Here is an 11,919-nt window from a genome sequence, read left to right as displayed (position 1 = left end):
TGACCTCTCGCCGTAGCAACAGGTCATTCACGCAGGGCACGCCATCCCCCGCAAGGCAGCCATCAGATGACGCTTACCCACTTTCATCATCAAGAAAGTTATATTCTCTTTGGAACACAGACCATTTATCCACATGATATGTGTGGTTCTTATGATGGATAAGTCTATATTAACATTAGCCCTTATGCTTATTTGATTATTTCAAGTTGCGTTTCCTTAAACTTTTAGATCACGATCAAAGCGCGTGATAGGGGGTAAATATCTCAGCAGGACTGTTAAAAAAGTGCCGCCGCAGTTCCGGAAGTTGCTCTCGGGCCTCAACGATTGCACGGTTTTTCATCTCAGCAATACGACCGGCATTATCCAGCGTATATCGGCCCGACGGCGCCACCTGATCCACGCGCCAAATCGCCTGATGATCGTGGCCATCTCCGGTAAGGATTTTTGCAGTGCCGTGCGCGCTATCCGATTGTCCAGCCATGAACAATCGAGTGACATGGGAGGTCATCGGTAATTTACCGGACCAACGGGGTGGTGCTTTGACGTCGGCAATTGTTCCGATGCTGAGCACCTTCAAGCGGTCGGACGGCCACTCAAGCACCCCAATTGCCTCGACCACTGCGACCCCAATAGGGTTATTTGCCCATACGCCGCCATCGATCAATTCGACCTGATCCGAAGTGTGATGCGATGGCAGGAAAGTCGGAGCGGCAGCTGTAGCCATGGCGGCGTTCACCGCCATTTGCCTAAAGTCGGTCTCCAGCCGGGGGTGATGTGCCGTTTTGTAGATATAGACACGCTCCAGTACTGGATGCCAGGCAGGGATCAATAGGCGTGTCGAGCTTTCCCCGAGACGCCGTTTGCCAAGGATGTCGTCTAGAGCTGAGCGCAGTTCTGTCGCCTCATATTTGCTTCCGAACCAGTGCCGTACACTTTTCCACCTCTGGTGAAACCAGTTTCGAATAGCCCCGTGCTGCTGGTCAAAAATCGCCGGGCCACGCTCTTCATAGAGCTTAAGGATGGTGCTAGCCGACAATCCCAGTCCCAAGCCAATGGCAATGATGCCTCCGGTCGAGGTCCCTGCAATCAGATCAAAGTAACGACCGATCGGGTACTCAAGATGCTCCTCCAGTCGGGCCAGAAAAGCTGCCGGAAACACGCCGCGGATACCGCCACCGTCCAGGCACAAAATGCGGTACAGCCTATCTTGGTTACAGGGCATGCTCTGATCGCTCCTTTTTTCAGGCGTTATGTTCGCTTGCGCTTCCAGCGGTTCGGCCGCTCTCGCGTCGAGGGATGTACCCCTCCTCCCGACCATTCGCCCGAGAGTAGCCATGCCTCAAAATAGAATAGCCAGAGCGCGGTCCATGGCACGATTGTTTGATCCAACCGCATCCATGGCCCCCACTCTCTTGAGTTGGGCAGATAAAGGCACAAACGGGGAGGAGATTGCTCATAAACGTGCGGAAGCGGGCGCCCATCAGCTAAGGCGACGAGATCAGGGGTGTCGACGTAAACCGCTGGCGGCTTTCCCTGTCGATAGTCGATGCGTGCACGGTACAACCGGCTCAATGGTGTCGGTATGACGGGAAAGTGCCATGTGAGGATGTTGCGGTGCAGTTTTCCATCGCCTTCATGCTCTGGGTTAGAACGGAGGGCGAGGTATTGCTGCGCAGGCGTCAGTGGCCGGGGTTGGTCGAAGTGCATCAAAGCTTACGGGGCCCCAAAGAACGTATTGCTCCGCACCGGAGTCACTCGAGGCGTAGGTGTTGCCACATTTTTCAAACCGATCGCGGGGGAGTAGACAAGTGTATGGGTGCTTCGCCCCGCCGCTACGCCGTCAAACATCTCCTGGATAATCTCTTCGACGGGGTTCTGCCCAAACGACGCTGTGAGGTTCTTGCCCAAGACGTCGAGGCCTTCGGTGACGCTCAGGCGCTCAAGGTCTCGCACTGCTGCCGCATGCCAATCGAAAAACGCCTGCGCCTTTGCCGGTTCCACGTTCCAGCGTTCGGCGAAATTTTCGCCCTCAGTCGTTTCGTTCCAAATCATCCACTTGACGTGACTGCCCATCGCCCCCCGCTGGATGAAGTTGGGCATGTGGCGGATGACCTCGCACAAGACATCCAATTCGCTATCGAACACCATTGTTTGGACGCAGTATTCGTAACTCCATGCCGCTAGCGTGGTGATAATCACCGAAATTGGAGCCAGGGAAGTGTCGCGATTGAGGAAGTAGATATCGCGGTGCCGCTTCGCTATTTGCACGATGCGACACAAAAGTCCCTTAAATCGAGGGCGTTCCGGAAATGGTTCGATATTTGCTTCAGCAAAAGCTAGTTCATCTGCGAAGCTCTTCCTCAGTCGCATCTGCGGAATGAGTTCTCCTCGGCGCTTGAATGCATCGCGATATCCTTTGGGATTGCTCGCTTTCCAGCATTGCACGGTCTTATCTGGCACCAACTCTCCCCCATTGGAACAACCTGCGTTCGGAATGGAGGGGGTGATGTCCAAATGGAATTCCTCTGCATAGTTCAAGCGCCAACAGCGAGGCTTTTCCTCAAGAATTTTGCTGTAGCGTTGGTTGGCTTTTAGCCGATCACCAACTAGCTGTTTGCACAAAGCTGGCGGCAACCACGAACCAAGGCTGGGAATGTGGCTTACCAGGTCAACGTCATACTCGTTTTGACCAATCGGCTTCACCGTGGTGCCGAGCGCGGTCGAGCCCTGCAGATAAATGCTGCTCGCTGCGAGCCAGTCATCCTCGGCGCCAGCCAGCCACTCACCAACCGCCTGGTAGCTGGACTTAGCCCGCTCCATCTGGGTATCACTGGGCTCGAGGCGCTCGCAAAGTCGCTCCAAGACTCCAAAAAGTTCGACCTTCTTCCGCGAAGGCAGTCCTTCGATGTGCATGACCACCTCCTTTGGGGCTTGCACCAAGCAGCATATCGGGCCATGTTACGTACAACCCTATAGTTTTTATATGCATATAAAAACGCGACTCGTCAAGAAAATATATGGATTATGACACGATGACAGCCACCCCCAATGTCCGCCCCGCGCTCGCGCGCCGCTACGAGTTCATAGAATGGCGCGCATATTGGCTTGGACGCCTTAACCGGAAAGATATTGAAGACGAATTTGGCATCTCGACGCCTCAAGCATCCATAGATATAAATAAATATATGGAGGAATGCCCAGGAAATATTATTTACAATAGCTCGGAAAAGACCTACATCACATCTGATGATTTTACGCCAAAATTTGCAAAAATATCCGCAGATCGTGTTCTTTTACACATCAGATCTATATTAAGTGGTGCGCTTGATATTACGGATACATGGTTCCCGGATTTGCCACCGACCGCTACAATTCCCCCTATTACGAGAAGCGTCGATCCTACTTGTTTGAGGACAATGCTCGCTGCGATCAGGGACAACCTTGAGGTTGAGGTGGAATACCAATCGTTAACCAACACGAGGCGCCGGTACATTGCGCCCCATTCTTTAGCATTCGACGGACATCGTTGGCATGTCCGAGCCTGGGCTGCAGATAAAGGTGATTTTCGCGACTTCGTTCTCGCACGCATTCGCGAGATTGGCGGAACTCGACCAAGTAAAGCTCGACCTGAGGACGACCTCGAATGGTCGACTATGGTCACCCTGGATTTAGTCGCTCATCCAGACCTTGATGACGCCCAAAAGAGTGCGATCGAGTGCGACTTTGGCATGAAAGATGGGAGGCTACGCCTAGAAACACGCCTGGCTTTAGCTTTCTATCAGATTAAACGCTTGAATTTAGATTTAGACAGTAGTGTCATACGACCAGAACGAAAGCAGCTATATTTAACAAATCTTAACGAAATTAACGCCAAACGGGAAGCCGTTTGCAGTGCCACGAAGGAACGGAAGGCCGCACAGATGCCGTAGCGCGCCAAAAGACCGGAACCCGGCCAGCTGATCGGGGGCACTACATCGCCCCCCCCCGGCAAGCCGATGCAGAACGGTTACGTCGAGAGCTTCAACGGGCGGATTCAGGATGAACTTCTGAACGAGACGGTCTTCGCAAGCAAGGCCCAGGCTCGTGTCGTGATCACCGCCTGGAATACCGACTACAACACCACCAAGCCGCATTCGGCCCCAGAATCCCAAACACCGGCGGCGCGTGCCGCAGCACTCAAGGCGAAGGCTCTACTTTCAGCCGGATGAAAGTCCCATAGAAGGTCAAAGAGCGCGCGGACGGTCCGCTTCCGGCTCCTTTTTTGCCCGTTCTGTTATGCGCCTGCTCGAGACATACAGAGATTCTGTGGCTCCACCCAGAAGCAGTCACGCGCTGTCAAATATAGTGCCTGAATGGCAAAGGTGGCAGATTCGGCACTGGCGCCGCCGTCAGGATTTCCCCAACGGCATTCGCGAATTTCAGCGTGACCGGGCAACCGTCGCCGAAGACGCACGCATTGAAATTCACCTTGGTCAACCCCAGCACGTCCTCCATAACCCGCAGCAAGTCGGCCTCACCCCAATCGATTTGAATGCTCAGCGGATTGGGAACTTCCCAGCCGGGATAGGTCTTTAATCTCGGAATGAAGCCGTTGGCCCAAAGATAGCCCATTCGCTCATTAACCCTGTAAGTGGTGCCGCGCATCACCGGGTGCTTGTCAGGCCGGTAAAGCTTGATGTCGTTGGAACTGCGAATTCGAACGCCGACCAGGTTTGTTCCCGATGGCACGGCGGCGCGAAAACCAGCCCATTCTTCGGCTCCAAATCGTGCTCGTCCATGAATGAAAAGCTCGTCGGGCGGTCTGCCGTTGCTTTCCGTATAGGAGTCGACAATCAGCTTCATCAACCCTGCCGCAGCATTCTGGTTAAGGTGGTATTCCCGGGACATCTCGGAATACCAGGGGCCTACGGCCCCGCGAAACACTAATCCGTCTCCCGAATTGAGAAACATCTGAGCCCCACAGCAGGCATTGCCTGCCGAAGGATTAGTACCGTCTTGCTTGAAAACGAGACCAACATAGCAGACCCCCGGCCGCACCGAGGCCAGCTTCCATGGCTTGCCTCCTGCTTTAAAGAAGGCCGTTGTGGCAATATTCCACGAGACGGTTGCCGGATCCTGTACCGTCCGCAACGGCCTTCCGTTCGTAATGAAATCCTCTGGCGTGAGCGTGGTCTCTCGTACGATCTGGATGACAGCGCGGTCAGCTAGTAAACGCGCTTTGAGTTGGTGATGGAAGTTGACTTCGTAGCGATACAGTTCGGCAATCTCCATCTCCTCTTCGAAAAGCGAGCCTTCCTTGAGGATGCGCTTTGCTGTCTTCGCGGGCAGTTTCAATTGGGACGGAATACGTTCATCCTTGGGCGGACTGCTCTTCGGACGCCCGTACCGGTGCACCTCTTCGGGGATTACCACGAACCAAATTGTTGGTTGCGCGTCCTCTCGCCGCAGATAGGCTTGGATCGGCTTTGCGAACAACTCGACAGTTTGCTTGATCGCATCGTGGCGGTCCGACAGTCGTAGCGTGTGAGCTACTGAGGACTCTTGCACCTCAATTTCCGCCATCGGCCACTCCGGCCATGCCGTGTCGAAAGCGGCCTCAAAACCGGGAAACGCTGCATGATGAGGGACGTCGAGTTTAAATGGGGGAATATAATGACGGAGTTTCGCCGACCAGCGGCGGAACCGTTCCAATCCGTTTGCGGTGCCAATCACCCCGAATTTGATTTCTGCAGGTTTTCCCGCATCGAGCAGCGGCCCATACAGGAACAAACCATCCTTGGGGTGTTCAAGCGATTGGTCGTGGCCGAACGCTAACAGCGGCTCAGGCAATATGTCTAGCTGTATAGCGGCCGTCATTCGCTATCCTCCGTTTCCGGGTCGCTTTCGTCTTCTTCCAGATCACGAACAGATGGGTCCGCTTTTACCTCCGCTACGAAGTCGGCATCTTCATCGTCCGTACTACTGTCCAAAAACTCCCCGGATACCTGGGCGTCTGTTTCGCCGACGGGTGCGAGCGGCGCCAAAAACTGCAACGGACGTGCGCTGATCCAAACCGCCTCACTTCCTCCCATGGAAAGTGGCATCACTTCCTCGCCATTCCCAACCCAAAAGGCGAAGCCTGCAACGAGATCGCGCCACCGAGCATTGAACCACAATTTGCACACGCTCTTTTTCATCGCATTCATGCGCTTGCGGTCGTCGAGCGGCGTTTTGCCGTCGGTCGTGAGAATGACGTGTGGCCTTAGCACATAGCGAAATGGTGGGGTCAATATTGGGCGGGCCGCGAAGCCGACATGCCAATAGACATTTCTGGGATTGTCCCGTCCGACGAGTTGCCGCCAGCCGCGTCGCCCGTTAGGTTTGGTAAAATGTACCTTGTCTTCCGGTAAAAAGCCCGACGGCACCCACCATACAGTCGACCCATCCGCTAGGACGTAAGAAGACAACCCACGGTCGCTCATAGAGAGATCCCATGCTCGCCGAAGCATGCTCGTGACGAAATTTCTCGCGTCTCGGCCATCGATCGACGGTCGTCTTTCTCGATCTCCGGCTAGAAATGCCTGCATGTCCATAGCGTATTCCGCCGAAAGCGGCACGTTGGGGCCAATTTCGGCTTGGAATGTTGTGAGGTCGGCCACGCCACCTATCAAGCGCCCGTGGGTAAAATGCGGGGCGGAGATTGCCGATGCCATTCTCGGAATGTCGCCAATTACAACCGGCACATTGATACCGAATAGGTGCACCTCTGGCGGCAACCCGATGATCGGCAACCAGTTAGACTCGATGTATTCTGTTCTTTTCTCGACAGCGCGGGCGCGAATCTGGAAAGTGGTGCGCCACGCGTCCAGCGCTTTTTGAAAATCGCCGCCATCCCGCTTCGGTACCTTATCTCTCTCGAGGACTTCCAAGAGGCGTGACAGGCCAGACGCCCAATTGCCCGAGAAATCGATGGCGTTCCGGCTGATGAGCTGCGGTGGAAACTCGTCGAACGGAAGGTTATCGATCCTGACGGGGACCGTGAATTCCTCCACCCCCATTTTTTTGCCGGTTGCAATGGAGATCGCTATTTCGTTCCTCACTCCCTCCCGCTGCACGGCGGCCTTTGACAAGCAAACAACCACCTTTGCTGCGTGTTGGCGGATCGCCTCGTCGATATCCTTCCAGAAAATCTCACCGCCGATCAGCCTAGTGACATCAGACCAAACTTCATAACCCGCCGCCGTCAGACGAGCTCCAAGCCAGATCACAATATCGTTGTCGTCGGGTGTCGCGTGACTGAGGAACACGATACGCCGATTCTGCACGGCGCTTTTTCCCAGCTCCCCTTCCCCTGACATTCTGTATATCCTTGATTGTTTTCTGGCCGATTTGCCATTCTACATCAGAGTTGATGTTTTGTTCACTTTAATGGAAGCGTCGCCCAGTTTGCTGTATCCCCTAGGTTCATCCAATGGAGACCGAAGCCCATGATTGCTATTGCTCAAGCCGTGCCCAACGGTGTGATCTTAATAATTAGCATATCGCTTCCCAATTGGTATGCTCCCAGTCAATGGCCGATAAGAAATTGTGAGAGTACGAATCATACTGCTGTGTAACGCGACTATTTTTTTGACGATAGTTTTGGACGGTTGCCATGAAGATAGAGAAGCTCATCCTCAAGAATTTTCGTTGCTTCGGTCCACGGGGGGCAACCATCAGGCTCCAAGGCGAGGTCACCACCTTTGTCGGTGCCAACGGTTCTGGTAAAACTGCTGCCTTTCAGGGGCTGTCACGGCTCTTTGGTGTCACACCCACACACCGCGCAGTGCGACGGCAGGATTTCCATGTGCCTGCTGACCAGCAAGGACTTCAGTCGGGAGCAACCCTGTCGATCGAGGCTGTATTCTCGTTTCCAGAGCTGGAGGGGCTCAACGAAGAAGGTATCGAGGACGCCGTTCCGGAATTCTTCCTGCAAATGGCCGCTTCTGCGCCGGGTGCTCCGCTCAAGGCGAGGATAAGGCTTCAGGCGATCTGGATTGACGACGGCACGCCGGATGGCAGCATCGACGAGGATCTCCGATGGATCGCCACGCTCGATGACGAATTTGAGTGGGACGAATGTAAGCGAGTACAGGCCGTGGAGCGCGGCTCGATCCAGCTCATCTATGTTCCGGCCGTCCGCGACGCGGCGGCGCAAGTGACGGCGTTGCTCAAGAGTCGGCTGTGGCAGGCCGCAAGATGGTCCGATGAATTCCGCGACAGGAGCGCGACAGGTATCCAAGGAATTCAGCGGCAGTTCGAGCGTGAGGAGCCCGCAGAATTTATTATAGAGCGGCTTACCAAGCGCTGGCGGCAGGTCCATCAGGCAGATACCGACACAACGCCGGTTCTGCGCTTGGTCGAGAGTCGGTTCGAGGAGTTGGTCCGCAAAGCGGAGTTTGCATTTTTCCCCGACGAGGCTAGGCAGGAGCGCGCGCTCGTGGACCTCAGCGACGGGCAGCGTTCGCTCTTTCATATTGCTCTTACCGCGGGCGACTCTGGAAGTCGAGAAGGACGTGTTCGCTCAGGCTGCCGACGAAAGTGCGTTTGATCAGGACAAGCTGCGGCGGACCAGCCTCACCTTCCTTGCTATCGAGGAGCCGGAGAACAGCCTTTCACCGTTCTTTCTTTCGCGCATTGTCGCGCAGGTTCGGGAAATCGGTGCGTTTGCGTCCGCGCAGGTGGCCCTATCAAGCCACTCGCCGGCGATCCTCAGCCGCATAGAGCCGGAGGAGGTGCGTTACTTCCGCTTGAGCCGCGCGCGACGCGCCCATGTCCGGAGGATCACGATGCCGGGCGATGACGAGGCAATCCAGTATGTGCGGCTCGCAATCAGGGCCTATCCGGAGCTTTACTTCGCCCGCTTCGTCATCCTTGGAGAAGGGGATTCCGAACGCCTCGTGATCCCACGCGTCGCCGACGCGATGGGCGTCCAGCTCGACCCGTCATTTGTGCCCATCGTGCCGCTCGGCGGGCGGTATGTTAGCCACTTCTGGCGGCTTCTCAACGATCTTCACATTCCCCATGCGACCCTGCTGGACCTCGATCTTGGCCGCACGCATGGCGGCGCAACACTTATCGCCGACATCGTCGAAAAGCTGGCGGAGATCGACAGCGACCTGAGTGAGAATTCGTTAGTCGAGGCTGGCACTATCGATCCCGATGAGGTGGATGATGTTGCGGACAGCGATTTGTTGGGCGAGGGCGGGAACCACGACTGGCTGCAAGCTCTCAGGGAAGAAGGAATATTCGTTTCATTTCCGCTGGATATCGATTTTGCCATGCTCAGCGCCTTTCCGGGAGCCTATCAGCACCCGTATCCCGGGGGGCGCGGCCCGCGCGGCGGCATTGATACGATCCGAGACAAGAAGGCTACCACGCTTAAGACCGGTGGCGATCCCGACCTCTATGACGACAATTATGACGATGAATTCAAATGGTATCCGTACCTCTTTCTGAGCAGAAGCAAGCCCGAGACCCATATTGCCGCTCTTGCGCGGATCGAGCGGGACGAACTTGCTGAGGACGCACCTGCTGAGATCAAGGCGCTCATCGAGCAAGTGAAAGAAGCGCTTGGTCTTGAGGACGGCGATGAATGAGCAGGGTGCGTCCCGAAGACTGGAGGCCGCAAGGCGTTGATAACCTCGAACCGCGCGCATGGGAAGCGCTACGGCAGGTTAAGCGGAGCACGTTGGTCACAGCAGGCGCGGGTGCAGGAAAGACAGAATTCCTTGCGCAGAAGGCGACCTATCTTCTCCAGACCGGTCTTTGCCCTGCGCCCAAACGCATACTTGCGATCAGCTTCAAGCGCGATGCGGCACGCAATCTCGCCGAGCGGGTAGCCAAACGCTGTCCACCCGAGCAGGCGCGACGCTTCATCTCCTACACCTTTGACGCATTCGCGAAGAGCCTTGTGGACCGATTTCGTGCGGCGATTCCCGACGGATATCGTCCTCCTGAGGACTACCGGATCGTGATGCCACGCCGGCAGGACTACCGTGATTTTTTGGATGCGCAGGGATTCCACGGCGTTAACGCCGACCAACTTGAACGGGCGGTAGCCAGGGCACGATTGCCTGTGGCTGATGAGGGCTCGCCGCTACCACCCGTGGTCGCTGCGTACTGGCGGGCGCAGTACAACAATCAAGACGATGTACTGCTCTCGTTTGCAATGATTAACCGGCTTGTCGAACTGCTGATCCGAGAGAATCCTTCTATTCTGAAGGCACTGCATGCCACCTATCCCATCGTATTTCTCGACGAGTTTCAGGACACCACCTTTGCGCAATTCCAACTCCTCTGTACTGCGTTTGACGGCAGCGAAGCCGTATTCACGGCGGTTGGCGACGATAAGCAGCGAATCATGGTCTGGGCCGGAGCCATGCCGGATGGCTTCGCGCAGTTTGGGCAGCACTTCGCCGCGCAGCGCATATCTCTGATCTGCAACTGGCGCTCACATGAGGATCTTGTGCGTATCCAGCACGTCATCGCGAGCAGGATTGATCCCAATGTCGAGGAACCGGAAGCGCGGGCTGACCGGCTGGTGGATGGTGAAGTTGCCGCCATCTGGGAATTTGGAATGGAGGAGGAAGAAAGTGATTGCCTCGCGCGATGGATCGAACGTGAGGTACAGGCGGGCAACGTCGAGCCTCACGATGTGGCAATCCTTGTGCGCATGCGAGCCGATGAAGTTGAAGGCCAGCTCTCCGCTGCCTTTGAGGACCGAGGGCTCAGGCTCCGGAATGTCGCACGTAATGTGGGCGATATCGCCATTCAGGACTTGCTTGGCGAAGACCTAGCGCAAATCCTCCTGCGTCTGTTGCGCCTTGGCGCCACTAGCCGGAGTCCCGAGAACTGGAATGCTGCCCTGCTGGACTTGCAGTTTCTCGAAGCAGTCGATCCCGACGATGAAGCGGGACAGCAGCTCTTGCAATGGCGGCTACAAAAATTTGTGCGTGAAATGCGGCGCATCCTGAGAGACCTCGAGCCTATCCCAGATTCCGCAGCAGCGGTCGCGCAAGCTGCACTCGATTTCGTTGGCTTGAAGGCCCTGCGTCAGGCTTTTCCTTCGTATCAGAGGCAGCCCGACTTTGATCGAGTCTGGAACGGATTCAAGCTGCTCCTCCAGGAGTCTCTTGAGAACGCGGAAACTTGGTCAGGTGCTCTCGATGATTTCGAAGGTTTCGGCCAAATAGCCCTCATGACCATCCACAAGAGCAAAGGCCTTGAGTTCCACACGATCATCTTCTATGGGCTTGATAACCAGACATGGTGGAGCCTGACGCCTAATCGCCTCGAAGAGCTAAACTCATTTTTTGTCGCCTTCACGCGTGCAAAGCAGAGGGCTTTTTTCACCTTATGTGCTGAACGCGGCCAACCTGTCGTATGGATCGAAAATCTCCTTGCTCCGGCGGGGGTTCATCATATCGGTGTGGCAGATATCCTTCCTGACTAAGTGCGCGTGCGGCCCGGCAGACTTGGTCAGGGGTTGGCTACTATGAGGGGTCCCCATCAGCCGTTGTGGCGGCCTAACAATGGCCGTAATGGGATATCTCAACACCTCAGTCCTAGCTGGCGGAATGTCCGCCCTTGTAGCTTCACGGCCCTAAGCCGACTGTCGGCAATCGACCCTTTTGTCCTCACAAAAAGGCTCACGGCAAAAGCTGTATTTTGCACTGGAGGCCGGTTCTGCATGCCCCTTTCGAGCTTGCTGTTTATAGCGTGAGCTTGCGGATTTTCGCTTACCGTGCGCTGACCTACGTTGGATCATGGAGCATCACGCGGCCACAAAAAAGCCGCCAACCGAATGGGTTAGCGGCTTATTTTTGGTTGCGGGGAGAGGATTTGAACCTCTGACCTTCAGGTTATGAGCCTGACGAGCTACCGGGCTGCTCCACCCCG

The 11,919-nt window shown here is 55.6% G+C and carries 9 protein-coding genes and 1 pseudogene; 5 read left to right on the top strand and 5 right to left on the bottom strand.

The genetic code is table 11. From position 1 onward, the window contains the following. Positions 1 to 235: 235 nt before the first annotated feature. Genes O7R11_RS14820 through O7R11_RS14815 form a run of 3 tightly spaced genes read right to left on the bottom strand, consistent with a single transcriptional unit; the run spans position 236 to position 2,913 of the window. Positions 236 to 1,222 (bottom strand): CBASS cGAMP-activated phospholipase, encoded by a 987-nt coding sequence (locus tag O7R11_RS14820; RefSeq protein ID WP_337998318.1) that lies wholly within the window; start codon positions 1,220 to 1,222, stop codon positions 236 to 238. 26 nt (positions 1,223 to 1,248) lie between these two features. Next, positions 1,249 to 1,707, bottom strand: coding sequence for a type II CBASS E2 protein (locus O7R11_RS14990; RefSeq protein ID WP_476445265.1), 459 nt, complete (start codon positions 1,705 to 1,707; stop codon positions 1,249 to 1,251). A gap of 6 nt (positions 1,708 to 1,713) precedes the next feature. After that, positions 1,714 to 2,913 carry a nucleotidyltransferase domain-containing protein gene (locus tag O7R11_RS14815; RefSeq protein WP_337998317.1) on the bottom strand — a complete coding sequence of 400 codons (1,200 nt, stop codon included), beginning with the start codon at positions 2,911 to 2,913 and terminating at the stop codon, positions 1,714 to 1,716. Between the two features lie 119 nt (positions 2,914 to 3,032). Between O7R11_RS14815 and O7R11_RS14810 the strand changes: the two genes are divergently transcribed. Together O7R11_RS14810 and O7R11_RS14805 are read left to right on the top strand one after the other, a co-directional pair. Continuing rightward, positions 3,033 to 3,929 carry a WYL domain-containing protein gene (locus O7R11_RS14810; RefSeq protein ID WP_337998316.1) on the top strand — a complete coding sequence of 299 codons (897 nt, stop codon included), beginning with the start codon at positions 3,033 to 3,035 and terminating at the stop codon, positions 3,927 to 3,929. 54 nt (positions 3,930 to 3,983) lie between these two features. Next, a pseudogene (locus tag O7R11_RS14805) lies at positions 3,984 to 4,178 on the top strand (integrase core domain-containing protein); the annotation flags it as partial. 157 nt (positions 4,179 to 4,335) lie between these two features. Here the strand turns inward: O7R11_RS14805 and O7R11_RS14800 are convergent. Both O7R11_RS14800 and O7R11_RS14795 read right to left on the bottom strand, forming a co-directional pair. Further along, positions 4,336 to 5,856 (bottom strand): argonaute/piwi family protein, encoded by a 1,521-nt coding sequence (locus O7R11_RS14800; RefSeq protein ID WP_337998315.1) that lies wholly within the window; start codon positions 5,854 to 5,856, stop codon positions 4,336 to 4,338. Beyond that, a complete protein-coding gene (locus O7R11_RS14795; RefSeq protein ID WP_337998314.1) occupies positions 5,853 to 7,337 on the bottom strand; it encodes a toll/interleukin-1 receptor domain-containing protein in 1,485 nt (494 codons plus the stop codon). The genes O7R11_RS14800 and O7R11_RS14795 overlap by 4 nt, the downstream gene beginning before the upstream one ends. 296 nt (positions 7,338 to 7,633) lie before the next feature. Between O7R11_RS14795 and O7R11_RS14790 the strand changes: the two genes are divergently transcribed. From O7R11_RS14790 to O7R11_RS14780, 3 genes are read left to right on the top strand one after another with little or no spacing between them, the layout of a single operon-like run. After that, a complete protein-coding gene (locus tag O7R11_RS14790) occupies positions 7,634 to 8,569 on the top strand; it encodes an AAA family ATPase (protein WP_337998313.1) in 936 nt (311 codons plus the stop codon). Next, positions 8,535 to 9,617: an ATP-dependent nuclease gene (locus tag O7R11_RS14785; protein WP_337998312.1), complete on the top strand. Its 1,083-nt coding sequence runs from the start codon at positions 8,535 to 8,537 to the stop codon at positions 9,615 to 9,617. The genes O7R11_RS14790 and O7R11_RS14785 overlap by 35 nt, the downstream gene beginning before the upstream one ends. Further along, positions 9,614 to 11,473 carry an ATP-dependent helicase gene (locus O7R11_RS14780; RefSeq protein ID WP_337998311.1) on the top strand — a complete coding sequence of 620 codons (1,860 nt, stop codon included), beginning with the start codon at positions 9,614 to 9,616 and terminating at the stop codon, positions 11,471 to 11,473. Before O7R11_RS14785 ends, O7R11_RS14780 begins: the two co-directional genes overlap by 4 nt. Positions 11,474 to 11,919: the final 446 nt, after the last annotated feature.

Source organism: Oleispirillum naphthae (assembly GCA_027864655.1).
Lineage (GTDB): Bacteria > Pseudomonadota > Alphaproteobacteria > Rhodospirillales > Rhodospirillaceae > Oleispirillum > Oleispirillum naphthae.
The sequence above is the reverse complement of the archived record's forward strand: the minus strand, read 5'-3'. Positions and strand labels throughout refer to the sequence as shown.